At 47.6% G+C, this 25,371-nt stretch carries 20 protein-coding genes; 13 read left to right on the top strand and 7 right to left on the bottom strand.

The features are described 5' to 3' along the window. Nucleotides 1–120: 120 nt before the first annotated feature. On the bottom strand, nt 121–1,764 hold the full coding sequence (locus DS731_RS11630) for an electron transfer flavoprotein-ubiquinone oxidoreductase (RefSeq protein ID WP_119501484.1): 1,644 nt from the start codon (nt 1,762–1,764) through the stop codon (nt 121–123). A gap of 249 nt (nt 1,765–2,013) precedes the next feature. Between DS731_RS11630 and DS731_RS11625 the strand changes: the two genes are divergently transcribed. Next, on the top strand, nt 2,014–2,766 hold the full coding sequence (locus DS731_RS11625) for an electron transfer flavoprotein subunit beta/FixA family protein (RefSeq protein ID WP_119501483.1): 753 nt from the start codon (nt 2,014–2,016) through the stop codon (nt 2,764–2,766). After that, nucleotides 2,763–3,689: an electron transfer flavoprotein subunit alpha/FixB family protein gene (locus DS731_RS11620; protein ID WP_119501482.1), complete on the top strand. Its 927-nt coding sequence runs from the start codon at nt 2,763–2,765 to the stop codon at nt 3,687–3,689. The genes DS731_RS11625 and DS731_RS11620 overlap by 4 nt, the downstream gene beginning before the upstream one ends. 44 nt (nt 3,690–3,733) lie before the next feature. On the opposite strand, the gene DS731_RS11615 is transcribed toward DS731_RS11620, so the two are convergent. Further along, on the bottom strand, nt 3,734–4,042 hold the full coding sequence (locus tag DS731_RS11615; RefSeq protein WP_119501481.1) for an isoamylase early set domain-containing protein: 309 nt from the start codon (nt 4,040–4,042) through the stop codon (nt 3,734–3,736). A gap of 299 nt (nt 4,043–4,341) precedes the next feature. Between DS731_RS11615 and DS731_RS11610 the strand changes: the two genes are divergently transcribed. From DS731_RS11610 to DS731_RS11595, 4 genes are all read left to right on the top strand, one after another. Continuing rightward, nucleotides 4,342–5,562, top strand: coding sequence for an efflux RND transporter periplasmic adaptor subunit (locus tag DS731_RS11610; protein WP_119501480.1), 1,221 nt, complete (start codon nt 4,342–4,344; stop codon nt 5,560–5,562). Beyond that, the gene (locus DS731_RS11605) at nt 5,555–8,710 is read left to right on the top strand and encodes an efflux RND transporter permease subunit (protein ID WP_119501479.1); all 3,156 of its coding nucleotides are present in this window, start codon (nt 5,555–5,557) and stop codon (nt 8,708–8,710) included. The genes DS731_RS11610 and DS731_RS11605 overlap by 8 nt, the downstream gene beginning before the upstream one ends. Before the next feature lie 95 nt (nt 8,711–8,805). Continuing rightward, complete coding sequence (locus DS731_RS11600) at nt 8,806–9,183, top strand: hypothetical protein (protein ID WP_119501478.1); 378 nt, start codon at nt 8,806–8,808, stop codon at nt 9,181–9,183. 180 nt (nt 9,184–9,363) lie between these two features. Beyond that, nucleotides 9,364–10,527, top strand: coding sequence for a response regulator (locus DS731_RS11595; protein ID WP_161599147.1), 1,164 nt, complete (start codon nt 9,364–9,366; stop codon nt 10,525–10,527). 49 nt (nt 10,528–10,576) lie between these two features. Here DS731_RS11595 and DS731_RS11590 read toward each other — a convergent pair whose 3' ends face one another. Next, entirely contained in the window at nt 10,577–11,767 is a 1,191-nt protein-coding gene (locus DS731_RS11590; protein ID WP_119501476.1) for an amino acid aminotransferase, read from the bottom strand. Nucleotides 11,768–12,115: 348 nt separating this feature from the next. Here DS731_RS11590 and DS731_RS11585 point away from each other — a divergent pair, with 348 nt between their 5' ends. Next, the gene (locus DS731_RS11585) at nt 12,116–13,360 is read left to right on the top strand and encodes a cystathionine gamma-synthase family protein (RefSeq protein ID WP_119503403.1); all 1,245 of its coding nucleotides are present in this window, start codon (nt 12,116–12,118) and stop codon (nt 13,358–13,360) included. Between the two features lie 441 nt (nt 13,361–13,801). On the opposite strand, the gene DS731_RS11580 is transcribed toward DS731_RS11585, so the two are convergent. Next, nucleotides 13,802–14,341 (bottom strand): glutathione peroxidase, encoded by a 540-nt coding sequence (locus tag DS731_RS11580; protein ID WP_119501474.1) that lies wholly within the window; start codon nt 14,339–14,341, stop codon nt 13,802–13,804. A 201-nt stretch (nt 14,342–14,542) separates the two neighbouring features. Here DS731_RS11580 and DS731_RS11575 point away from each other — a divergent pair, with 201 nt between their 5' ends. From DS731_RS11575 to DS731_RS11560, 4 genes are all read left to right on the top strand, one after another. Beyond that, nucleotides 14,543–17,032: a prolyl oligopeptidase family serine peptidase gene (locus DS731_RS11575; RefSeq protein WP_119501473.1), complete on the top strand. Its 2,490-nt coding sequence runs from the start codon at nt 14,543–14,545 to the stop codon at nt 17,030–17,032. A 92-nt stretch (nt 17,033–17,124) separates the two neighbouring features. After that, nucleotides 17,125–17,823, top strand: a complete 699-nt coding sequence (locus DS731_RS11570; protein ID WP_119501472.1) for a 3-keto-disaccharide hydrolase — start codon at nt 17,125–17,127, stop codon at nt 17,821–17,823. A gap of 1 nt (nt 17,824) precedes the next feature. Beyond that, nucleotides 17,825–19,504, top strand: coding sequence for a GMC family oxidoreductase (locus tag DS731_RS11565; protein ID WP_119501471.1), 1,680 nt, complete (start codon nt 17,825–17,827; stop codon nt 19,502–19,504). 2 nt (nt 19,505–19,506) lie between these two features. Next, nucleotides 19,507–20,262 (top strand): gluconate 2-dehydrogenase subunit 3 family protein, encoded by a 756-nt coding sequence (locus tag DS731_RS11560; protein WP_119501470.1) that lies wholly within the window; start codon nt 19,507–19,509, stop codon nt 20,260–20,262. 20 nt (nt 20,263–20,282) lie between these two features. On the opposite strand, the gene rrtA is transcribed toward DS731_RS11560, so the two are convergent. Next, nucleotides 20,283–20,888: a rhombosortase gene (gene rrtA / locus DS731_RS11555; RefSeq protein WP_119501469.1), complete on the bottom strand. Its 606-nt coding sequence runs from the start codon at nt 20,886–20,888 to the stop codon at nt 20,283–20,285. Between the two features lie 83 nt (nt 20,889–20,971). Here rrtA and DS731_RS11550 point away from each other — a divergent pair, with 83 nt between their 5' ends. Together DS731_RS11550 and ggt are read left to right on the top strand one after the other, a co-directional pair. After that, complete coding sequence (locus DS731_RS11550; protein WP_119501468.1) at nt 20,972–21,736, top strand: enoyl-CoA hydratase; 765 nt, start codon at nt 20,972–20,974, stop codon at nt 21,734–21,736. A 39-nt stretch (nt 21,737–21,775) separates the two neighbouring features. Beyond that, nucleotides 21,776–23,506, top strand: a complete 1,731-nt coding sequence (gene ggt / locus DS731_RS11545) for a gamma-glutamyltransferase (RefSeq protein ID WP_442858462.1) — start codon at nt 21,776–21,778, stop codon at nt 23,504–23,506. Between the two features lie 17 nt (nt 23,507–23,523). On the opposite strand, the gene DS731_RS11540 is transcribed toward ggt, so the two are convergent. Continuing rightward, nucleotides 23,524–23,988, bottom strand: a complete 465-nt coding sequence (locus DS731_RS11540) for a hypothetical protein (RefSeq protein ID WP_119501467.1) — start codon at nt 23,986–23,988, stop codon at nt 23,524–23,526. Nucleotides 23,989–24,093: 105 nt separating this feature from the next. Next, nucleotides 24,094–25,059, bottom strand: coding sequence for a cysteine synthase A (cysK, locus tag DS731_RS11535; RefSeq protein WP_119501466.1), 966 nt, complete (start codon nt 25,057–25,059; stop codon nt 24,094–24,096). Nucleotides 25,060–25,371 lie beyond the last annotated feature (312 nt).

The raw sequence follows: 25,371 nt of genomic DNA, 5'->3' as shown, positions 1-25,371 counted from the left end.
CTTGTGTTAGTTAAAAAACTGTGTATTTAAAAAGGATAGTCAAATTTTAATCTAAAAAAAAGCAGCTTAACACTGCTTTTTCTTAAAATTGTAATAAATAGCTAATTGACAGGATTTGGATCACATATTCGGATAATTCGGTCCGCCTGCACCTTCAGGGACAACCCATTGAATATTCTGTGACGGATCCTTAATGTCGCAGGTTTTACAGTGAATACAATTTTGCGCATTGATTTGAAATCGCAGCGTGTTGTGTTCTTCAATTATTTCGTATACACCGGCCGGACAATAACGCTGTGCGGGCTCATCGTACTTTGACAGATTAACTTTCAGTGGTATCTCAGGGTCTTTTAATTTCAGGTGGCAAGGCTGATTTTCTTCATGATTGGTGTTCGACAAAAAGACAGAAGAGAGTTTATCGAAACTCAAAATACCATCGGGTTTTGGATACACCTTTTTAGTGGCATCTTTCTTATCTTTTAATTGTAAATAATCTTTACGATCGTCTTTAATGGAGAAGGGTAATTTACCTTTGAATATTTTTTGGTCAACAGTATTGTAAACGCCACCCCAAAACGTGCCGAACTGGTGAATAGCGGCACCAAAATTTTTACTGCTGTTCAGTTCAAAATATAACCACGATGATTTAAAAGCCTGATTAAAATTCGTTAATGCAGGATCAGGTGTTTCTGATTTTAACTCGTTAATAATGCTGTCTGCCGCTAAAATACCAGACTTCATCGCTGTGTGATTACCTTTAATTTTAGCAAAATTCAGCGTACCCGCATTACATCCTATGATCATGCCGCCGGGAAAAGTCATGTCAGGTAATGAATTCAGTCCGCCTTTTGCAATTGCTCTGGCACCGTAGGAGACTCTTTTTCCATTTTCCAGATATTGCCTGAAAACCGGATGATGTTTCATTTGCTGAAATTCATCAAATGGACTTAAGTACGGGTTGTCGTAATTTAAATCGATAATAAGACCGGCAAATACCTGATTGTTTTCTGCATGGTAAAGAAAGCCACCGCCCGTTGAATCTGTCAGCGGCCATCCGGCTGTGTGAACCACCAGACCGGGTTCATGCAGGGCGGGGTCAATATCCCAGATTTCTTTAAATCCGATGGCATAATGTTGAGGGGCGGTATTTTCATCCAGATTAAATTTGGAAATTAGTTGTTTACCCAGATGTCCGCGGCAACCTTCGGCAAATATAGTGTAACGGGCTTTTAAAATCATGCCCGGCATGTAGCCGTCCTTTTGGCTGCCGTCTTCTGCTACGCCCATGTCGCCGGTAATGACACCACCGGCTGAGCCGTCTTCGTTATAAAAAACTTCAGATGCTGCAAATCCGGGAAAAATCTCAACACCAAGGCTCTCCGCCTTTTCAGCCAGCCAGCGGCAAACATTGCCCATACTGACAATATAATTGCCATCGTTGTGCATGGTATCGGGTACCAGAGCCTGAGGAAGTTTACGGGCATGCTGACCGTCAGTCAGGTAATAAATGTCGTCCCTCAGCACAGGGGTATTCAGGGGAGCGCCTTCATTTTTCCAGTCCGGAAACAATTCATCCAGTGAAGTGGTTTCGAATACCGCGCCGGATAAAATATGTGCACCTACTTCAGAACCTTTTTCAACAACACAGACCATCAACTCGAGGGAAGCGGCCTGAGCCTGTTGCATTAGCCTGCATGCCGCTGACAGCCCGGCAGGGCCTGCACCGACAATCACTACATCAAATTCCATCGATTCACGTTCCATGGTTGCCTCCGGTAAGTTTTGTCAATCAGGTTGACGTTTACGTCAACAGTAAGTAAATTGCATGGTAAGTTTACGTTAACGTAAAGATAAAGTCAGGTGTTAATTGTAACATCTTTGTAAACTGAGAAATCTGATGCTTTATTTAACAGGAGCATCGTCTCCGGTTTTTTGTTTTTAACACCGGCAATGAATGTTTAGACGTTAACTGTAATTAATCAAACTCTTATTCCCGGCCAACTGAGGTAAAGAATGAAAGTACTTGTCCCGGTAAAACGCGTTATCGATTACAACGTAAAGGTACGCGTGAAAGCTGATGAGTCAGGTGTGGATCTGACTAATGCAAAAATGGCGTTAAATCCTTTTTGTGAAATTGCAGTAGAAGAGGCGATCCGCCTGAAAGAAAAAGGTATTGCGACAGAAATCGTCGTTGTGTCTGTCGGCGATAAAGCGTGTCAGGAACAAATCCGTACGGCACTGGCACTGGGTGCTGACCGCGGTTTGCACATAGAAGCGGATAGTTCGCCGGACTCTTTGCAGGTAGCAAAGCTGTTAAGTAAAGTCGTTGAGCAGGAGCAACCCGGGCTTGTGATTCTGGGCAAACAGAGTATCGACTCCGATAATAATCAAACCGGACAAATGTTGTCAGCATTGACCGGCATGCCACAGGGTACCTTTGCTTCAGCTGTTGATGTGAAAGACGGCACGGTGGAGGTCACCAGAGAAGTAGACGGCGGTCTGCAAACTGTGTCACTAAGCTTACCTGCTGTAGTAACCACAGACTTACGACTGAATGAACCCCGCTATGCGTCGTTGCCTAACATTATGAAAGCAAAACGTAAGCCTCTTGATGTAAAGGTTGCTGCGGATTTCGGCGTCGATATGACGTCAAAAGTGAAGGTGATCAAAGTGACGGCTCCGGCTCAGCGAAGCGGAGGCGTGAAAGTGGCAGATGTGGCTGAACTTGTCGAAAAACTGAAAAGCGAGGCGAAAGTAATATCATGAGTATTCTTGTAATCGCAGAACATGACAATGACCAGTTGAAACCGGAGACGGCGAAAGTGTTACAGGCGGCGTCAAAGCTGAGCGGAGACATTCACGTACTGGTTGCCGGGGAAGATTGCAACGCCGTGGCAGAGCAGGCCGCAGCGTTAAGCGGTGTGTCGCTGGTCAAATGTGCCGACAGTACCCATTATGCACATCAGATGGCAGAAAGTGTTTCAGCCCTGGTGGTATCTCTGGCCGCGGACTATTCTCATATTCTTACCGCTGCCACAACCACAGGCAAAAATTTTATGCCTCGTGTGGCGGCCTTACTGGATGTCGCGCAAATCTCTGACATAACCGGCATTGAGGCTGATAACCGTTTCATCAGACCGGTCTATGCGGGTAATGCTATTGCCACTGTCGAATCTGAAGAGACAGTACATGTTATTACTGTACGAACGTCCGCCTTTGACAGTGTCTCTGATGGCAATAACGCAACGGTTGAACAGATCGATGCAGAATTTCCGTCGGAAAAATCATCCTTTACCCGTGCACAGCTCACTGAGTCCGAACGCCCTGAGCTGACTGCGGCGAACGTGGTGATCTCCGGTGGACGTGGCATGCAAAACGGTGAAAACTTCAGTTTGCTTGAGGGAATAGCCGATAAACTGGGGGCAGCAATTGGTGCGTCCAGAGCGGCAGTGGATGCGGGATTTGTTCCCAATGATATGCAGGTAGGTCAGACAGGTAAAATTGTTGCCCCTGATTTGTATATAGCAGTAGGGATTTCCGGTGCAATTCAGCATCTTGCCGGCATGAAAGATTCAAAAGTGATTGTCGCGATTAATAAAGACGAAGAAGCTCCGATTTTTCAGGTGGCAGATTATGGTCTGGTGGGTGACTTATTTGATATCCTGCCGGAACTTGAAAAGGCCCTGTAGCTATAAAGCAAAGAAGGCGCTTTACCAGCGCCTTCTTTCAATTTCTATACCCTTACAACCGAGTTATCTTCCAGACTCACCGGCGAGGGCATATAACCGTCAGCTTCCCAGTCATTCTCCCACACATCGTCATTCAATAAATAACGGAACTGGTATTCGGCATCAGCATCCAGCGTTACAGTTTGTGTGAAATCACCATTCTTAAGTTTTTTCATTGGTGTGACATCCGTATCCCAGGCATTAAAGTCGCCCACCAGTTTTGCTGTGGCAGCTTCACCAGCCTCGTTGGCATTTAAACGGAATGTGACCTTACAGGCAGGTTTAGTTTTTAAATACTGTTTTTTAAGACTCATGAGATCCCTCGTGCAAAATGCGTATGATTCATCACCAAGTTAAGACTAATTTTCAATCAGTTCAAGGGATTTCGTGTTAAAAATCAGCCAGTGAGCTGTTGCTGCTTTAGTAAAAATATAAACAAACAGAAATAAAATTTAACAATCTAAAAGCAGCCAGCATCAGACAACAGGTTTACACTAAAGATGTAAAAATAATAATACCGTTAAAACAGCGCCCGGAATGCCTGTACCCGTTAATCCATCAGGGGCAGTTTTCCCCGGCAGCTGTTATTACATTGCGCCTTAAAGGAATATTCATGTCTAAAAGTGGTTGGGTCAAAACACTCGGTCCTGTCATCGTCATTGTCATTGCGGTCGTGCTGGCAATCATTCTCATTTCATCGAAAGCACCGCCTGAACAAAAAGTACCAGAATCTAAAGATTTTCTGGTTGAAGCAAGGCTCGCTGAGAAACAACAAACCGCTTTTGTGGTGCATTCTCAGGGGAATGTAGTGCCTAAAAATCAAACCCGTATCAGTGTTCAGGTAAATGGTCAGGTGATGGCAATATCAGAACAGTTTGAAGTAGGGGGCACATTCAGGAAAGGTGATGTACTTGCTGTGCTGGAGCAGCAGGACTATCAGACTGAAGTGAAACTGGCAGAAGCTGAACTGGCGCAGGCACAGGCAACATTACAGGAAGAAATTGCCAGAGGAAAAGTGGCGGAAAAGGAATGGCGTTCTGTGAACTCAGTCGTGCCACCTGAACTGGGATTACGAAAACCACAGCTTGCCCGTGAGCAGGCCAATGTGAAAGCGGCAGAAGCGAAACTGGAAAGAGCTAAGCGCAACCTCGCCAGAACTGAGATCAAAGCCCCTTATAATGGCATTGTGATAAACCGGAATATTGATCTCGGGCAGTACGTTTCAGCGGGCAGTGAAACAGGCACGATCTACTCTACTGATACAGCCGAAATCCGCTTGCCAGTAACTGAATCTGAACTGGCTTATATTGACCTGCAGGGTGATCTGAGAAGTAAAACATCGGTGCGGCTGAAAGCTAAAGTCGCCGGAACACTTCAATATTGGGATGCTGAGCTGGTCAGAACTGAAGGGGTAATGGATGCCGGTAGCCGCGTACTATATGCCGTAGCCAGAGTGGAAGACCCTTACAACCTGAATGGCAAAAGGGATGGAGCCGTTTTGCGGTTTGGTCAGTTTGCAGAAGCTGATATCACCGGCTCGGATCTCGAAGAACTGTATGTGTTACCGCGCAGTGTGTTACGGCTGGATAATACCATTCTTACTGTTTCAAAAGACAATACCTTGCAAATTAACCAGGTAGATGTGGCGCGGGCGACAGCAAAGCAGGTATATGTGCGCTCAGGCTTGCCGGAAAATCCTAAGGTAGTCTTCAGTGTTGTGCCCAACCCCTATGAAGGAATGAAGGTACGCATTTCCGGTGAAGAGTTGATAACGGAAGATGCTACTGGAAATGACAGCGACGAGCTGAAAATCCCGGGAGCAGACAATGAGTAAAATCGATACTCATAAGGGCATTATTGCCTGGTTTGCCCGTAACAGTGTGGCTGCCAACCTGCTGATGATAATATTGCTTGTTGGCGGTCTGTTCTCTGCATTCTCGATTCAGAAACAGGTATTTCCGGCTTTTGATATTGATGTGATCAATGTGAGGGTGCCTTATCTGGGTGCTGCGCCTCAGGAGGTGGAAGAGGGCGTTATACTGAAAATTGAAGAGGCGGTTAAAGATCTCGACGGTATTAAACAAATTACCTCAACCGCTGTAGAAGGCATGGGCACCGTCAGCATTGAAGTCGATGAAGACTACGATGTGCAGGAAGTACTTGATGAAGTAAAAGTGCAGGTTGATGCCATTCCGACATTTCCCGGTAACACCGAGAAGCCGGTGGTATACCGCCAGAAAATTCAGCAGGATGTTATCTGGATCTCAGTCTATGGCGAAGCGACTGAACGGGAACTGAAAGAATTCGCCAAAAACATGCGGGATGAGATTGCCAATCTGCCCGGAATTTCCAGTGTTTCCGTTGTGGGTGCAAGAGACTACGAAGTCGCCATAGAACTGTCTGAAATGGCGCTGCAGAAATACAACCTGACTTTTTCAGAAGTGGTGGATGTTGTCCGCCAGTCCAGTGTGGATTTGCCCGGCGGTGCGATAAAAACGGAAAACGGCGATATTCTTTTACGTACCAAAGGTCAGGCATACCGGGGAGATGATTTTGCCCGCATTGTACTGCTGACAGACAACAACGGCACCCGCGTTACACTGGGTGATGTGGCGGCCATAAAAGACGGCTTTGTTGAAGATAATCAGTTTTCAGAATTCGACGGTAAACCTGCTGTAAACCTGCGGGTCCGTGCTGTGGGTGATCAGAATGCGCTGGATATTTCTGATCAGGTTAATCAGTACATTGAGAAAAACAAAGAAGACTTCCCGGGAAATATTACTGCCGATACCTGGGGAGACAGCTCATTTTACCTGGCCGATCGCCTGAACATGATGCTTTCAAACATGTTTTTCGGTGCTCTGCTGGTTTTTATTGTTCTGTCTCTGTTCCTGAAAATTAAACTCGCTTTCTGGGTTATCTGGGGGTTACCGGTGTGTTTTCTGGGCACGTTACTGGTAATGCCCATGGAAGCGGTTGATGTGTCTATCAACATGCTAAGCCTGTTTGCCTTTATTCTGGTGCTGGGCATCGTGGTGGATGACGCCATTATTATGGGCGAGTCGGCATACTCTGAAATCGATAAAAAAGGGCACAGTACAGAAAATGTCATTATTGGTGTTAAGAAAGTGGCAATGCCGGCTACCTTTGGTGTGCTGACTACCGTTGCTGCCTTTACACCTATGCTAATGGTTTCAGGGCCCTTCGGCGTGATCTGGAAGACAATCGGCTGGGTTGTAATCATCTGTCTGCTGTTCTCCCTGCTGGAGTCAAAGCTCATTCTGCCTGCCCACCTGGCTCATATGAAATTAAAGCCCTATGACCCGGCAAAAGCCAATCGCTTCCAGCGCTTCCGGGATTTTTTCAGTGAAGGTATCAAAACCTTTATCGATAAGGTGTACGCCCCGTTTTTACGCAAAGCCATTCACATGCGTTATCTGACTTTGTCGATATTTCTGGCCATGATGATCCTGACTATCGGACTGTTTATGGGCGGTATAGTACGCTTCGTATTCTTTCCGAATATTCCCAGTGACTTCATGATGGCATCTTTCGAACTTGAGCCGGGTTCTTCGCTGCAACAGCGGGATCAGACCCTCGCGACAATGCTGGATGCCATGTACCGCATGGATAAAAATGTCACAGATGAAACCGGTGCCGGCATCATTAAACACGCCATTGCTTTTGACAGCGGTACTACGGGCGGTGAAGTCTTCGTGGAAATGACAAAAGGCGAAAGCCGTGAAATGAAAGACTTTGAGATCCACCAGCGCTGGCGGGATGAAATGCCTGAAATTCCCGGCGTAAAATCCTTCAATATCGGCGCGCCTGGGGGAATGGGGAGCGGGGCTGATCTCAGTTTTGAATTCAGTTCATCAGATATTGCCGCTTTACAATCTGTCAGTGAAGCATTAAAAACCAGATTATCGTCTTTTGACGGGGTGACAGATATCAATGATACGTTTGCCGGTGGCAGCGATGAAATTCAGCTTTCTCTGACCACGCAGGCAGAGGCGCTGGGGATCTCACTTCAGCAGCTCGGCCAACAGGTACGGTATGGTTTCTATGGTGCTGAAGTACAACGGGTGCAGCGTGACGATGAAGAAGTCAAAGTCATGGTGCGATATCCCAAAGAGGAACGCTCATCGGTTTCTCATTTGCAGGAAATGCGGGTAAGGGCGCCTAATGGCGATGATATTCCGTTTGAAGAAGTGGGTGAAATCACATTAGGCAAAGGCTATGACTCTATTATCCGTGTAGACGGCAGCCGTTCGGTGACGGTAACCGCAAAGGTCGACAAGGATATGTTGGATCCCGGTGAAATTACCAAAGAAGTGGTCATGAAAATCGTGCCTGAATTACTCAAACAGTATCCGAAGGTGCACTTTAAACTGCAGGGCAACTCCAAAGAAGAAGCCGATGCAATGATGGGGCTGGTTAAAGGGCTGCTCTTTGCTTTATTCGCCATCTATGCACTACTGGCCATTCCGCTTCGCTCATACAGTCAACCGCTGATCATTATGTCTGTGATCCCGTTTGGTGTAGTCGGGGCCATATTTGGCCATCTTGTGCTGGGACTTGCTGTGAGCGTGCTGTCAATTTGCGGCATCATTGCGTTATCCGGGGTGGTGGTAAATGACAGCTTAATCATGGTGGATTTCGTTAACCGTGCCAGACAGGAAGGACACAAGTTAATTGATGCCGCTATTCTCGCCGGTACCCAACGCTTCAGAGCCATCATTCTGACCTCACTGACAACCTTTATGGGGCTGATGCCCATCGTAGCAGAAAAGAGTTTGCAGGCTCAGATTGTGATACCCATGGCTGTATCACTGGCTTTCGGTATTCTTTTCGCCACGGTGATCACCCTTCTGCTGGTGCCTTGTCTGTACCTGATGATGCACGATGTACGCAAACTGTTCAGAAGCCGGCGTGATGAGAAAGTCCGGATTTACGGAGAAGCAGAATCTACCACTGATTAATTCAGCAGCCCCGCTTGCGGGGCTTTTTTGACCAATATGCTTGATAAGTGTCCAAATATACAGTACTGTTTATGTATACAGTATATGGAGGACTTATGAATACAGGTCTGAAAACAGTTGATAATTTAATCCGCACGTTTGGTATACGCACCAGAAATGGCGCTGATAAATCACAATCGCTGGTCACTCTGTCATCTGCTGATGAACGTCTGGCCTCTATGCGCATTCCTTTTTGTATGATGCAGAAAATACTGTCATTACCGCAAAACCGTTCACTGCGTTTTCACCAGTGGTATTTACCCCATAAAGGGGCAAAGCTTGCCTGTTTTCTCATAGACGAAGAAGGTCGTATTGTGGAGCAGGTCTATTTTCAGCGCGATACAAAACACGTGAATGCAGCAAGAAAGCTTCAAAAAATGGTGGAGCAGGCACACCGCAGTCAATATGAAATGACGGCGAAAATGGCCGCTTAGTGTAAGAACAGACTGTTTTAATTATAAATTCAGGTGGAATCCGTGCAAGATGTGCTGACAGTGTCTATAACTTAGTAATTGTGACCCTGCCCGGTCATGTGCTGTCCGTTGTGTATCTCTGCGCCGGATAATGTATATGGTCAGGCAGTCACTGCTAAGATTCTTACACTGGAGGTAATTTTGAATTTACTGGTCGTCGAGCCGGATGATATTCAGGCTGAAATTTATCAGTTGTCTCTTGCTGAAGCTTTTTTTGTCGATGTAGCTGACTCTTTTGAAAATGCCCGCATCATGATGAGAGACAAATATTATCAGCTGGTAGTGTGTGAATGGGAAATTGAGGGAGAGAAGGCATCCTGCCTTACCCACGCCAGTTATAAGCCGGATTATGCGGCGTCACCGGTTATCGTTGTTGTCAGTCATCATGCTGAAGAAGAAACCATGGTTGAGGCATACAACGGCGGGATTTCTTATTATTTCACCAAGCCTTATACCATCGTACCGTTCTATGAAACTTTACTGGCCATTCAGGATCAGATTGAAGCGCTGCAGCAACTTGAACACGATAAAAAGCAATCGGTGATTGCCTCTGAACAGGCAGTAAACAGAGCGGCAATATACCGTTTAGGGTTGGAAACCCTGGGCAAACTGAATGATGCCAAAAGTGTTGCCGATATCGCTCATATTACTCTCACAGCATTAAAAGAGCAGGGGATCCATGCTGCTCTTGAGTTCAGGCATAATAACCGGCCTCTTTATTTTGACGGTAAGTCAGACTCCTGTGATGAAACTACCGTTAAAGTGTTTACAACCCTTCGCAAGCAGGGAGAGTATTTTTCTTTCGGACAACGACTCATGCTGAATGCTGAGCACGTCTCTATGCTGTTGAAACAAACTGATAACCTCACCATTCCGTTGCAATCAGTCCTCACAGATTTAGGCACGAAATTCATGCCCCTGCTAAACATGCGTTATGTCGCATTATTGCAGGAGCAGGCCTTGTATGATGCCGGTAACGATGTCAACAAGTTGGTGAACAAGCTTCACGATGTGCTTATTGACCGCAGGGATCAAAAACATAAATTCTCTTCCAGAGTGCGTAATGTGGTCATGGAGGACAAAAGCACAGGGTCTCTGAAAGACACTGACAAAGAAGCTCTGGTCCGGCTATTACAACAGGCGACAGACAGCACGTTAAATGACGAAGAACTGATTAATGCAGATGCGTTACTTGCAGGCATTGCCGCCAGGATGCATAGCCGGCTGGTGGATTTATCTGTCAGGGAAATTTCCGGAGAGGATGACGATCTGGATGACGAATTAAGAGGGCTGGAATATTTCTGAAACAAAAAAGGTGGCAATCAGCCACCTTTTATCATTTGTCTTACGAAGGTTAAAGCACTGAAACCAGAGCCTTAGCCAGGGCATCAACGTTCTGCTGGTTGATACCGGCAACGTTAACGCGGCTTGAATCCACGAAGTATACGCTGTGTTTTGCACGCACTTCACGAACCTGCTCCGGTGTAATACACAGGAACGAAAACATCCCTTTTTGGGTGTTCAGGAAGCTGAAATCTTTCTGGGCGCCATTCTCTGCCAGTTTGTTAACTAACATTGTACGCAAATCAGACATGCGGTTACGCATTTCATTCACTTCAGTTGTCCATTCGTCCTTCAGCGCGGTGTCAGACAAAATGATATCAACTAATGCGCCGCCCCAGCTTGGTGGCATAGAGTAAATACCACGGGCAACAGACTGAATCTGCCCCTGGGCAATTTTACGGGTAGCACTGTCATTCGTGACAATTGCAGCCAGACCGGTGCGCTCACGGTACAGACCAAAGTTCTTAGAACAGGAAGCCGCAATAATCACTTCAGGCAGGTTTTCAGCCAGTAAACGGATGCCGTAAGCATCTTCTTCCAGACCGTCACCGAAACCCAGATAAGCCACATCGATAAATGGCAGGAAACCTTTTTCCTGAGCCAATTTAAGTACTTCATCCCACTGTGCGTTGGTTAAATCTGCACCGGTAGGGTTGTGACAACAACCGTGCAGCAACACGATGTCGCCTTTACCGGTTTGCTTAAGCGTTTCCATCATCGCATCGAAATTAATGCCCGCAGCAGCTTTATCGAAGTACGGATACGTTTCGATTTGCAGACCGGCAGAACCGATTAACGGGATGTGATTCGCCCACGTAGGGTCGCTTACCCACACTTTCAGGTTGTCGCCGCAACGTGCAAGTAATTCAGATAAAATACGCAGCGCACCGCAGCCACCCGGCGCCTGAACCGCAGCGACGCGATCAGCCAGCATGACTTTGCTGTTTTCACCCAGCAATAATTTCAGCATGCCATCAATATAACCCTGATGACCCTGCGGGGTGATGTAAGTTTTTGAGGTTTCTCTTTCCAGCAAAATTTGCTGAGCTTTAGCCACCGACGTCATGATCGGCGTATTACCCTGCTCATCTTTATAAACACCAACACCTAAATCAATTTTAGCCGGATTGGTATCTTCCCGAAATGATGCAGACAATCCCAGAATTGGATCCGGAGCTAGTTGTGGTAATACTTCAAACACGATTTTTCCTCACGTTGCGTGATAATTAAGCGAGGTCGGCATTATGCCACTGCTCACGCAAATTACGAGACTTAAAATGCAATTTTCTTCAGGTTAAATTGGAATAAATCATTGCCGGATGCTGCGGGTTGTAAAATACATAGTTCATCATGGGGTTTTAAACCGGATCCGAACGAATGATTTGTCACCTCACCGGCAATTGGGACTGGGCGTAAACGCTGGTTTGCGGTAATATCCGCTTCCACAGGCAAACTCAAATCCGCTTTATTTTAGCGTTACAGACAGCCGGCACTCTCTGTGCGGCCTGATTTTGCTTCCTACATTTTTTATCAAACGTGGAGTTTCAGCGTGAATAACAAGGGATTCACTACCCGTCAGGTACATGCAGACCGCCTTTTGAATCAACCTGAGCACGGCGCTGTGCATACAGGGACGACCAATTCTGTGCTTTATGCCTTTGAGGATGCACAAGGTATTATCGATGTCTTCCAGGGTAAGAAAGCCGGTCATGTGTATTCACGCTCTTCGTCAGGCTCGATTGCCGCGTTGCAGAATATCCTTAACGAACTTGAAGGTGGCGCAGGGGCTTTGTGCTTTGCCACAGGCATGGCTGCAATCAGCAGCACGCTTTTATCACTGCTTAAAGCGGGCGACCATATTATTGTCAGTCAGTATTTATTCGGTAATACCCGTTGCTTCGTGGATACGCTGGCGGATCTGGGTATTCAGGTCAGTTTCGCCGATGTGACATCAATAGAGGATGTACAGGCACTTTATCAGCCGAATACCCGCATTGTGTTTTCTGAAACCGTTGCGAATCCGGCTACTCAGGTCGCAGATGTTCAGGCTATCAGCCAGTTCTGCCGTGAAAAATCACTATTATTTATTATCGATAACACAATGACACCGCCGCCGCTTTTCGATGCTAAAGCTGCCGGTGCTTCTATTGTTATTTCCTCGCTGACCAAATACGTGTCCGGTCATGGCAATGTGCTGGGTGGTGTGATGGTCGATCTTGGTACGTTCGACTGGACAACTTACCCGAATATCAAACCCGGCTACCAGGTCGCTGACAAGGGGCAGTGGGGAATTACTCAGGTCAAGAAGAAGGGGCTACGTGACATGGGGGCAACATTAGCCCCGGGTTCTGCCCATGCAATTGCTACCGGTCTTGAAACCCTTTCCCTTCGTATGCAGCGTAATTGTGAGAATGCGATGAAACTGGCTACCTGGCTGGACAGTCATCCGCTGGTAGAAAAGGTGTATTATCCGGGTCTTGCTGAGCACCCTCAGCATTATACTGCCAGAGAAATGCTGTCAGGTGGCTATGGTGCCATTTTGAGTCTTGATCTGGTAGACCGCATCAGTCCACGGGACTTTTTAAATGCTCTGGAGCTGGTCATTTGTGCAACACATCTTGGTGACAACCGCACCCTGGCGCTGCCTGTTGCCTCAACCATTTTCTTTGAAAACGGACTGGAAGAAAGACAGAAAATGGGGATTTCAGAAGGTATGATCAGATTATCAGTAGGTATTGAAGATACTGACGACCTGGTAGCTGATTTTACGCAGGCTTTCGGACAGTTTAACTGACACCGTTTAGAATTTTTGTAAAGACAGGGTTATTTTAGAAGCAATTCTGCAACAACCCTGTTATGATAATTTTCAGCAAGTAAGCGGGCTTTCTTTTCTCGTAGGGTGTTTTGGCGAACTTCGAACCGGGTGATGCTTGAATTTCCGCTACTTGCTCCATTCTCCTCACCTTTATCTCAAATTTTTCCCACTATTTTTCTATCTGAAGTTACAGATTTATCTCACTTTTTTAACATTCAGATAATTTATCAAAAAATAATTTGAACTAAAGACTAATAGTAATGACTAAATCTATGCAGTTAGCAATTAACGGTTTAAGCCAGGACTTGTGCTTAATCGTTACCGCTAAAGTGTGTTCCAAGTTGAGTGTGCTTGATTGCCCCGCCATGTGCGGGGCTTTTTTATGTCTGTTTATGACTGAGAGTGTGGTAGAAAAGCCAGTTACATGGCTGCTTTAATATCTGCGCGCAGGTCTTCATCTGAGGGCTTAACGCGGCTTCCGTAGTGCTTGACGATGTTACCGTCTTTATCCACCAGGTATTTATTGAAGTTCCATGAAGGCTCTTCGCCGGTGGCGCGGGTGAGCATGCGGTACAGAGGGTCCTGATCATCACCGGTAACCACAGTAGGTTCAAACATCGGGAATTTTACGCCGTAGGTCAGCTCACATAATTCCGCCGTTTTACCTTCATCTTTTGCTTCCTGATTAAAGTCGTGGGCAGGAAAACCAAGAATGGTGAAGTTTTGATCTTTGTATTCTTCATACATGGCTTCCAGTCCTTCAAATTGCGGCGTGAATCCGCAATAGCTTGCTGTATTCACGATCAGCAGAGCCTTTCCCTGGTATGCTTCGCACAGGTTCACTGTTTCCTGGGAATTCAGTTTACGTTTAACAAATTTCAGGACAGAAGGGCAGTTTTCAGCAGCGAAAGTAGCACTGCTGAACAGAGTAAGTGTCGCAAGCAAAAGCGTTTTTTTCATAATGGCCTCAAGATGTGGAAGAGTTTGTCTCAACCTTAACAGTAATCTGCGCAGAGAAACAGTTGCGCGGTTGACGACACCGGTCAGTCACCGTTAGGCTGGGATAATCCGACAAGTTAACCCGATGAAAACGGCTGTCGGAATTACCTTGTTGCGTATAATTAACATGCTTATAAATAACACACTTAAGACAGAACCATAATGAAAAAAATGTTAAGCCTCGTTATTGCTGCTGCGTTAGGCACGTCACTTTCCGCTTGTGTCTCTACAGCTGCTGATCCCGTTACTTCCTCAACGCCGGTACCGGTCACTGCACCACCTGCTGTGGTAACACCGGAAACAGTCACTCAACCAGTGTCATCAGACACGATTACACTGAAACAAATTATGGCCGATCCACAGTGGATAGGTCGTTCTCCGGTACGCCCCGGCTGGAGCCTTGACGGCAGCATGCTGGTGTATGAGCAGGAACGGGAGAACAGTCATCTCCGTGATGTATTTGCCGCTCCGGTCAACATGCCTGCCAATGCAGAGCGTATCCCGCTATCCGAACAGTACCTGTACCGCTACAGCGAAAAAGCACAAAGTGTTGATGGCCAGACAATGGCATTTCTCGCCGGAGAGAGTGTTTTTATAAAACACAAAAGTCAGCCGGCCGAACAACTCATCCGTGGCGGAGCTCCGGTACACGGATTGTCTTTTATGACCGACGGCAGGCTGATGGTGACCACAGGTAACCGTATCGTTGCTATCGACGTGAATAATGGCAGACGTGAGCAACTGTTCAGTTGGGCATTCGGGGACAAGCCTGAAGCAGTAAGCGAACCGGAAGACTATATTGCCGGTGAACAGATAAAATTAATCAAATATATCGACAAAAAACGCAGACAGAGCCAGCAAAGTGCTGACCGTAATGAAAAACTGAAAACGGTAAGTCCGGCCTACGTTCAGGATAAGGTCTGGTTCGATAAGGGTGACAGACTGGTCACCGCTTCGGTATCTCCGAATGGTAAATTTGCACTTGTCGTGACTACCGCTGATGTGAAGTCCAGAGACGACTCTGACATCATGCCGCATTTCATTCAGGAAGATGCGCGGATCTTGCCTATGCGGGTGAGAAGCCGTGTTGCTGATGCAGAGCCGGTGAATCACGATGCCTGGCTGGTTAATCTGCAAACCGGTGAGAAATCAAAATTATCCTACATGAGCTTGCCCGGCTACAACGACGATGTACTTGCAGACGTGAAATCTGAAAATGCAGCTGCCCGCGGCGACAAGTATGTGGTTAACCGCCTGCCCAGAGACATAACCCTGTTCAGCAGCTGGGACCGGAACAATCCGTCTGTTCGCTGGCACAAAAATGGCGGGGCTCTTGCCCTGATGCTGGAAGCATGGGACAACAAGGATCGCTGGATTGTAACTGTTGACTTTGAAAAAGGCCGGTTTGAAACTCAGGAGCGGTTACACGATGATGCATGGGTGAATTACAGCCATAACCAGTTTGGCTGGCTCAATAACAGCGAAACACTTTTCTATCAGTCAGAAAAAGACGGTTACTCCCATCTTTATTTGCAGGTACCCGGTGAGAGTCCCCAGCAACTTACTCGTGGTCAGTTTGTCACGGAAGAGCCGGCACTCACCAGCGATGATAAGTTCATATACTATCAGGCCAATAAAAAGCACCCCGGCATTTATGAAGTTTACCGGGTGAATACCGCTACCGGTGCCAGTGAAGCCATGACCGATTTGAACGGCATAACGGACTTTGTACTCAGTCCTGATAACAACACACTGTTGTTAACTCACAGCAAAGTAAACCGACCGCCTGAGCTTTACATTAAAAAAGCCGGTGACAGTGGCGCAGCACAGAAGATCACAGATACTGTCAGTGATGCATTCCTGTCAATGCCCTGGGCCGTACCTCAGGTGGTAGCGATGCCATCATCTCATACCAGTCAGCCTGTTTATGCCCGTGTGTATTTACCTGAAGGCTACAACGAGGGTGAAAAGCGTAAAGCGGTGGTCTTTAACCACGGCGCCGGATATTTACAGAATGCGCACCTTGGCTGGTCAGGGTATTTCCGTGAATACATGTTCAACAGTATGCTGGTGCAGCAGGGTTATGTGGTGATGGACATGGATTACCGCGCATCAAAAGGCTACGGCCGCGACTGGCGTACTGCCATTTACCGTCAGATGGGCACACCTGAAGTAGAAGATTTACGGGACGGAGTGAACTGGCTGACAGAAAATGCGAATGTTGACCCGGCACGTATCGGCACCTACGGCGGCTCTTACGGTGGTTTCCTGACTTTCATGTCTATGTTTACCGCACCGGATCTGTTCGCAGCCGGCGCAGCATTACGTCCGGTAACCGACTGGGCGCATTACAATGCGCCTTATACATCTAATATTCTGAATACGCCGGATGTGGATCCCATCGCATTTGAGCGCAGTTCGCCTATTTACTTTGCAGAAGGTCTGGAAAAACCATTACTTATCATTGCTCCCATGGTTGACGACAACGTGTTCTTCCAGGACTCAGTGAGACTGGTTCAGCGCCTCATCGAACTTGAGAAAACCGATTTCGAAACGGCGATATATCCGGTTGAACCTCACGGATTCGTTCAGCCCAGTTCCTGGCTGGATGAGTACCGCAGGATCTACAAATTGTTTGATACAAACCTTTAATAAAGCAGGCAGTGACTGACCATCACTGCCTTTTTTTATCCGCCGGAGACGGCATACAACAAGAACGATAACACCAACAACAGGCAGGAAATATGATGAAAGCGCTTACGACAATCGCCGCAACGATCTATCTGGCCGGTACCACCACAGTACAGGCTGCACAGGACAATACACTGACCGCAGAGGAATCTGCCGCCGGATGGCAGTTACTTTTTGACGGGCAATCTTTTACAGGCTGGCGTAATTACCGTGAAAAACAGGTGGGTGACGGCTGGACTATCGAAGAGGGTGCCATGAAGCTGGCTAAGGCTGGTGGTGGCGATCTGATTTCTGACAAGACCTGGGAGAACTTCGATTTTCTCATTGACTGGAAGATCTCAGAAGCAGGAAACAGCGGTATTTTTATTCTCGCCGATGAGACCGGAAAATATATTTATTCCCATGCACCTGAGATTCAGATCCTCGACAACGAAAAAGCGCACGACAACAAAACAGATACTCACCTTGCCGGTTCACTATATGACATGGTGGCAGTGCATTCCTCTGCTTCAAAACCCGCCGGAGAGTGGAATACAACCCGCATAAAACTGAACGATAATTTGTTACAGGTGTGGCAGAACGGTGTGATGACGACCAACGTGGTTATCGGTACATCAACCTGGAAGAATCTGGTGGCGGCGAGCAAATTTGCTGACTGGGAAGGCTTTGCAGCTAACTCTTCCGGTCATCTTGGATTGCAGGATCACGGCAACACGGTCTGGTTCAAAAATATAAAAATAAAGGAACTGTGAAATGGATAACACTGATTTTCAGGTACTGGTAGTCGGCTCCGGTGCCGGCGGTGCTATGGCTGCTTACGAGTTAACCCGGCAGGGCATCAAAGTGTTGCTGCTTGAGGCTGGCCGTGATTATGACCCCCGTACAGAAACCCCCATGTTTAAAAGACCCGGTGATGCGCCTTTGATGGGCTCGGGGAATGTGGATAAAGATTTTGGCTACTACGACGCTACCGTAGACGGTGGCTGGACCGTACCTGACGAGCCGTACACGACTGCAGATGATACCGAATTTCTCTGGTGGCGGGCGCGGATGCTGGGTGGCCGGACTAATCACTGGGGCCGTTATTCCCTGCGCTTTTCTCATCATGATTTTAAAGGTAAGACCCGTGACGGTCATGGCGCTGACTGGCCATTTGAATATGATGACATTGCGCCCTGGTATGATAAAACAGAAACCCTTGTCGGCGTGTGCGGGGAGAATACAGGTCATGAAGATATGCCTGACTCTTCTGAAGGTGTATTACAGCCACCTCCGGCCCCCAGAGTCACTGAATTACTGGTGGCTGCTGCCGCCGGTAAAGAAGGCATACGAACCGCGCCTATGCACCGTGCAGTGCTGACACGCTCGCAGGATATCCGCCAGAAGTGTTTTTATGCCACGCCCTGTGGCCATGGCTGTTCTATCGGTGCGGCTTTTCAGACCACCACATCATTAATTCCTATGGCCAGAGCCACCGGAAACCTGACTGTGATTACAGATGCAATGGTTAAAGCTGTCCGTACAGATGTGAACGGTAAAGCCACAGGGGTGACCTACGTGGATAAGAAAACAGGTAAGGATACCGACCTTGATGCTCCCGTGGTTATTCTGGCCGCCAGTGCCTGTGAGTCGGCGCGGATCCTGCTGAATTCAGCATCAGAACAACATCCTGCCGGACTGGCTAATTCCAGCGGACAGGTAGGTCGCAATCTGATGGATTCCACCGGGGCGAACATCGGTGCCTACGTGCCGGCACTGCGGGACCGGCCACGGTATAACGAAGATGGTCATACATCGAACCATTTGTTCATTCCCTGGTGGGGCCACGAGGCGCAGGAAAAAGGGGAACTGGACTTTCCGAGAGGTTATCACTTTGAAATCGGCAGTGGTTTCCGTGAACCCGGCAGTTGGGTAGCCGGTGATTTTCAGGGCTACGGTGAAGCTGTAAAAGCGGAGGCCCGTTCTGCCTATGGCAGTTACATTGGCTTCGCGCTGCGTGGGGAAATGGTGCCGAATGAACATTGTTATATGGAAATTGATAAAGACGTGAAAGACAAATGGGGTATACCTGTTGCGAAGTTTCACTGGAAATGGTCGGAAAATGAACTCAACCAGGTCAGGCACGGCCTTGAAACCGCGAAGAAAATTTTTGCCAATATGGGCGCTGACCCGGGGGAATTACCTTCTCCTGAAGAGGCTATTCTCAAAGGCGGCGAAATTATTCATGAGGTGGGCACAACCCGGATGGGAGACGATCCCGGTACCTCTGTGACCAATGAATGGGGACAAACCTGGGATTGTAAAAATCTGTTTATCATGGATGGCGGCGTGTTCGCCTCTAATCCTCATAAAAACTGTACTCTGACCATTCTGACACTGGCCATGCGCAATTCAAGCTGGCTGGCAGGACAAATTCAACAAGGGAGCCTGTAGCCATGAGAGATGTAAAATCTTCCGTTTATGTGCCAAGGTTAACACGCCGCGAATCGTTAAAATGGCTGAGTGCTCTGGCAGCCACTGCGGCATTTCCTGCATTAACAGCATGTTCAGGCGAGCCGGATAAAAGCGCTAAGGCCACGGCAGGAGCGGGTGAGGGGCACTGGCCTGAACTCACACTGAAGCCGGTGAATGCCGCCGGTTACGGGAAAGATCCTGATCTTATCATGCCGCCTGAATCACCCTGGCCGCGGCTCCTGTCACAAAAAGAGCTGCAACTGGTTGCTGACATCAGCGATCTTATTGTCCCTCAGGAAGGGGAATACCCTTCTGCCACCGGGGTTAATGTACCGGATGTCATTGACGAGTGGATAAGTGCACCCTATGAGCGGCAGCAAAACGACCGCAAATTCATCATGCCACTTCTGGTATGGTTGAATGACGAAGCTGCATTGCGTCATGACATGACGTTCACGGACCTGACAGAAGCCCGGCAGAAAGCCATCCTGGATGATATAGCGACGGTGGACGACAATACCGGTGATGCATATCTGCGTCCGGCTGAGGCTTTTTCCCGTCTTCGTGGGTTGGTTCTGGCTGCCTATTTCAGTTCGCCGGAAGGCACCAGAGATATTGGCTATCAGGGGAACGTTGCCATTGCCGGAGACTATCCCGGACCCACGGATGAGGCTATGACGCACATTAACCGTGTTATCAGTGAGTTAGGTTTGTCGGCGTACGCGCTTAAAAGCTGATAATTGAATGAAGCCGTCTGTCAGTGCTGCACTGCCGGACGGCGTTTGTTCACCGGAATAATCATCAGCAGAAACATTAAAAGACCCGCTACCGCGCCGTAAAGGTGGGCATCTGTTGCAACCGCAGCGCCAATCAGTGCCTCCACATCAGCAGAACCGCCATTGATTTGTTCATATACAATTTTAGCGACAACACCGCAGGCCAGTAACCAGCCTGACTTTAAGCCTGCACGGATATCCATGCAGGCACCCCACAAAAACACGCCGTGTAATGCGCCGGACAAGCCCGCATACCATATGAGTTGCGGTGAAAAGTAATAAATACCTGCACTGGTCAGTAAACTGCACCAGAGAAATAATTTAATAAACCGCATGAAACGATAATGGTCGCTATGCAGAAATGTGAGTAAAGTCAGTCCGGCCAGATTCAGTAAAGCGTGCCAGCCATTGGTGTGAACAATATTGGCTGTCAGTAAACGCCAGGTTTCAAAGCCCTCTATGGCATAACGGTCATATGCCAGCCATTCCCCTGACGCAGGTTCGAAGACGCAGGCCAGTAACACACAGAGTGTCAGTAGCAGGGGCCCGCCATAAGGTCCGGCAAATTTGGTGAAATCAGATGACATGAAATTTTGTAGTTTTTGCTGTTAAATCGCTATGATACAGAAAACTGATAAGAATTTGCCTGTAATTTTGTGAGGATTTTGTCATGAGCACTGTGACTACACAGATAGAAAACCACGTTCTGACCATCAGCCTGAACCGCGCGGATAAGAAAAATGCGTTAACCCGTGAAATGTATCAGTTAATGGCGGATGCAATTAATACGGCGAGCCTTGATCCGGAAGTGAAGGTTATCCTGCTCAAAGGGGAAGGCAGTGCGTTTACGGCCGGTAACGATATTGCAGACTTTGCACACAGGGAGGAGGGCGATAACGTTGCTGAGATTGTTGCCTTCATGAATGCTCTGACTCAGTGTACTAGTCCTGTTGTCGCGCAGGTTCATGGCGTTGCCGTTGGCATCGGGACGACCTTATTGTTACATTGTGATCTGGTGTACTGTGCACCGGACAGCGTTTTTTGTATGCCTTTCATTAACCTGGGCCTCGTACCCGAATATGCGTCAAGCTATCTGTTACCCAGACTGGCCGGTCGCCGCAAGGCCAGTGAATGGCTGATGCTGGGCGAAACCTTTGGCGCAGAGGAAGCACAGCAGTTTGGTGTCGTTACCGCTATCATCGCGGCAGAAAAGCTAAGCGAACATGTTGAGGCAGTGTGCCGTAAACTGGCACAGAAGCCCGCATTCGCGCTGAACCAGACAAAAGCATTGATGAATAATGAGCAGGATGCCATACAACAACAAATCAGTGCTGAACTGGATATCTTTCTTGAAGCGCTGTCTACACCGGCAGCCAAAGAAGCATTCGATGCATTCATCAACAAGCGCCCGTTAAACCGGGATAAATTTAAGTAATTCAGAGGAAGCGATACATTGAAGTTCAGTCAGGGAATTCTGGCAACGGCTGTTAAAGTCGTTTGTTTATCGGTCACACTGGTGTCCGCCACTCAAGCTGTTGAACGTTTTGAGCCCGAAGCGGCTACCGGTTTTGAAAATAAAAAAGCCCGTATAGCCAAAGATTATATGGTTGTGGCTGCAAACCCGTACGCCTCATGGGCGGGTAAAAACATTATTGAAAAAGGTGGTTCAGCCATCGATGCCGCTGTGGCTGTTCAGGCAATGCTGACACTGGTTGAGCCCCAGTCCTCCGGGATCGGTGGTGGTGCCTTTATCCTTTACTGGGATAATAAAACGAAGACTCTGCATACATTTGACGGGCGGGAAACCGCACCGGCTGCCGTAACACCTTACTGGTTCTTCAAAGGTAAAAACCAGATGAACTGGCTTGAAGCTGTGGTTGGTGGTAAATCTGTGGGTGTTCCCGGCGCATTAAAAGCACTGGAAACTGCGCAGCAGGAATTCGGCAAGCTGAAATGGGAAGACCTGTTTGACGATGCTATTAACACCAGCGCTGAAGGGTTCAGGGTATCAGCCCGTCTGGCGCACCTGGTCTCGCTGAATAAACACCCGGGTCTGAAAGAGTTTCCATCCAGCGCTACCTATTTTTATCCTGCCGGAGCACCGCTGAAGGAAGGAACGGTTAAAAAGAATAAAGCGCTTGCAGATACCCTGCGCCATATTGCCAGTGACGGTACTGACTATTTCTACAAAGGCCCTGTGGCTGAGAAAATTGTTAAGGCAGTAAACGGGGCATCTATTAACCCGGGACAAATTACCACGGCTGATATTGCCGGATACGAAGCATTAAAGAAAAAACCTGTGTGCGGCGATTACCGCGAACATAAAATTTGTGGCATGGCACCGCCCAGTTCCGGGGGGATCAATGTATTCCAGATAATGAAACTGCTGGAAGGTCAGGACATTGCTTCATTGAAGCCTGACAGTGCTGAGTTTGCCCATTTATTTGCACAGGCCAGTGCCCTCAGTTTTGCTGACCGGGAAATGTATATTGCCGACAGCGACTTTACCGATTTACCCTTTGCGGCATTGATCAACGCGCCTTACCTGAAACGCCGTGCAGAGACGATTGGCATAAATGAAAAATGGCATAAAGCAAAGGCCGGCAAGCCTTACACCGATGCTAAAGTTCACCTTGGGATGAATCTGGAGCAGCCTAACACCAGCCACTTCTCAATTGTGGATAAAGAAGGGAACGCGGTGTCTATCACGACCAGCATTGAGTTTATGTTCGGTTCCGGTTTAATGGTCGACGGTTTCCTGCTGAATAACCAGCTTACGGATTTCTCATTTAATCCGGATATTAACGGCTGGCCTGTGGTTAACCGTGTGGAACCGGGTAAGCGCCCGCGCAGTGCCATGAGCCCGACCATGGTGTTTGATGATAAAGGTGATCTTGAACTGGTCATCGGCTCACCGGGTGGCAGTCGTATTATCGATTATGTCGCGCAGACCCTGTTTGGTATTCTCGACTTTAACCTTGATGTGCAGCAGGCCATTAATCTGCCCAGAATGACCAACAGAAATGATTATACTGCGTTGGAGGCCGGTACGTCCGCTGAGGCGCTGAAACCTGCACTTGAAGCACTGGGTCATGATGTCAAAGTGATGGATCTGAACTCAGGTTTACATGGCGTACAAGTGAAAAACGGTAAGTTGATTGGCGGTGCCGATCCCCGCCGTGAAGGGGTAGCAGTGGGGCAGTAAAAGCCCCGCTTACCGGTTTACATAAAATGGTCCGGGTCGATGCGGTCAACTTTCCACAGCCCGTCGTCGCGGATCATTTGTACCGTTCTTAAATCTTCCACTTTGTCATCATTATACTGGCCGCTGAAAAATAAAGTGACGGTGGCATTTTCTGCAAACTCATTACGTCCCACACGGTTAGATCCCTGAGGTGTAATGGTTACTGTATCGTAACGCAAATTAACAATGTGTCTCTGTACGTTACGGTTAGTATGGTAACGCTTAAGCATTCTTGCCATGCTGTCAGAACTCAGTTCTACTGCACGGTTTATGTTCTTGTCTTCATAAATACTTTTCATAAATGCCACAGCAGCGTAGTCCGGCGTATTTTCGTCCATCATTCCGTAGCGCCCGAGCCCTTCTTCCTTTTCTTTACAGCCGGATATCAAAATCAGACATAAAGCGATGAAAAGGGAAATGAGGTGACGGGAAGGGTAATTCATAATATTTATTCCGGACGGCTAAACTGTTATGAAAATAGCAGATTTTACAGGCAAAAAAAAAGCGGAGTAATCATACCCCGCTTTCTGATTTTATATCTTTAACGCTTACTGAACTTCTTCCTGTTCACCGAATTCACCGGCAAACAGCGGACTGCTCAGGTAACGTTCTGTACCACTGGCAAGCAGAACAACAACGATTTTATCTTTGTTTTCCGGACGCTCAGCAAAACGCTTGGCTGCGACAACTGCTGCACCGGAAGAAATACCGGCAAGGATACCTTCTTCCTTCATCAGACGGTGAGTCATTTCCATACTCTCGTCGTTAGTTACCTGTTCAACTTCATCTACCAGGTCGAGATCAAGGTTACCCGGAATGAAACCGGCACCAATCCCCTGAATTTTGTGAGGACCCGGTGTCAGTTCTTCACCGTTCTTGGCCTGGGTGATTACAGGTGAATCTGTCGGTTCTACGGCGACAGAAGTAATTGCTTTACCTTTGGTATTCTTAAGGTAACGGCTAACACCGGTAATCGTACCGCCGGTACCGACACCGGCAACAAAGGCATCAACCTTACCGTCAGTGGCTTCCCAAATTTCAGGGCCGGTTGTTTTTTCGTGGATTGCCGGGTTAGCAGGGTTATCAAACTGTTGCAGCAGAACGAATTTTTCAGGATCAGAAGCAACGATTTCCTGAGCGGCTGCAACGGCACCTTTCATACCTTTAGGCGCTTCAGTCAGCACCAGATTTGCACCCAGTGCCTTGAGTAATTTTCTGCGCTCAAGACTCATGCTGCTTGGCATAGTCAATGTCAGCTTGTAACCACGGGAAGCTGCAACAAATGCCAGTGCAATACCTGTATTACCACTGGTCGGTTCAACAATCTCTTTACCCGGGCCCAGAACACCACGCTTTTCTGCATCCCAGATCATGTTTGCGCCGATACGGCATTTCACACTGAAGCTCGGGTTGCGTGATTCAATTTTTGCATACACATTGCCACCGGTAACGCGGTTGAGTTTTACCAGCGGTGTGCGGCCAATAGATAATGAGTTGTCGTCAAATACTTGCATTATTATTCCTTACCTGGTTAAAAATACCTGCAGACAATGATGTAGTCTGTCAAATGAACAGAACCACACAGGTATTTGTGTACGGTTATATAATTGGTGTCATTTCGTAAAATGAAAAGTGCTTTTTCGATATAACTTATTTTGATTTGCGATGAGGGTTAAAAAGCAGGCAAACGGGGGGTCGTTACAGTCAAATTCACCGCAATTACAAACAGCGTTCAGCCGGGATGACAGGTGCAGTGGTACAGGATTTACGACAGACGTCACGGATGCGGTGATACTTTGTTATATATTAGCGGTAAATTTGCCGGT

This window comes from Alteromonas sp. RKMC-009 (assembly GCF_003584565.2).
Taxonomy (GTDB): domain Bacteria; phylum Pseudomonadota; class Gammaproteobacteria; order Enterobacterales; family Alteromonadaceae; genus Alteromonas.
Note: the sequence above shows the minus strand (reverse complement) of the source record. Positions and strands in the feature narration are given on the sequence as shown.

Excerpts from the sequence above, each read along its gene's own strand:
- DS731_RS11620 (WP_119501482.1), top strand. The coding sequence starts at position 2,763 with ATGAGTATTCTTGTAATCGCAGAACATGACAATGACCAGTTGAAACCG.
- DS731_RS11575 (WP_119501473.1), top strand. The coding sequence starts at position 14,543 with ATGAAAAAAATGTTAAGCCTCGTTATTGCTGCTGCGTTAGGCACGTCA.
- DS731_RS11570 (WP_119501472.1), top strand. The coding sequence starts at position 17,125 with ATGATGAAAGCGCTTACGACAATCGCCGCAACGATCTATCTGGCCGGT.
- DS731_RS11550 (WP_119501468.1), top strand. The coding sequence starts at position 20,972 with ATGAGCACTGTGACTACACAGATAGAAAACCACGTTCTGACCATCAGC.
- DS731_RS11560 (WP_119501470.1), top strand. The coding sequence starts at position 19,507 with ATGAGAGATGTAAAATCTTCCGTTTATGTGCCAAGGTTAACACGCCGC.
- DS731_RS11610 (WP_119501480.1), top strand. The coding sequence starts at position 4,342 with ATGTCTAAAAGTGGTTGGGTCAAAACACTCGGTCCTGTCATCGTCATT.
- rrtA (WP_119501469.1), bottom strand. The coding sequence starts at position 20,888 with ATGTCATCTGATTTCACCAAATTTGCCGGACCTTATGGCGGGCCCCTG.
- DS731_RS11540 (WP_119501467.1), bottom strand. The coding sequence starts at position 23,988 with ATGAATTACCCTTCCCGTCACCTCATTTCCCTTTTCATCGCTTTATGT.
- DS731_RS11615 (WP_119501481.1), bottom strand. The coding sequence starts at position 4,042 with ATGAGTCTTAAAAAACAGTATTTAAAAACTAAACCTGCCTGTAAGGTC.
- DS731_RS11565 (WP_119501471.1), top strand. The coding sequence starts at position 17,825 with ATGGATAACACTGATTTTCAGGTACTGGTAGTCGGCTCCGGTGCCGGC.
- DS731_RS11580 (WP_119501474.1), bottom strand. The coding sequence starts at position 14,341 with ATGAAAAAAACGCTTTTGCTTGCGACACTTACTCTGTTCAGCAGTGCT.
- DS731_RS11600 (WP_119501478.1), top strand. The coding sequence starts at position 8,806 with ATGAATACAGGTCTGAAAACAGTTGATAATTTAATCCGCACGTTTGGT.
- DS731_RS11605 (WP_119501479.1), top strand. The coding sequence starts at position 5,555 with ATGAGTAAAATCGATACTCATAAGGGCATTATTGCCTGGTTTGCCCGT.
- cysK (WP_119501466.1), bottom strand. The coding sequence starts at position 25,059 with ATGCAAGTATTTGACGACAACTCATTATCTATTGGCCGCACACCGCTG.
- DS731_RS11625 (WP_119501483.1), top strand. The coding sequence starts at position 2,014 with ATGAAAGTACTTGTCCCGGTAAAACGCGTTATCGATTACAACGTAAAG.
- DS731_RS11630 (WP_119501484.1), bottom strand. The coding sequence starts at position 1,764 with ATGGAACGTGAATCGATGGAATTTGATGTAGTGATTGTCGGTGCAGGC.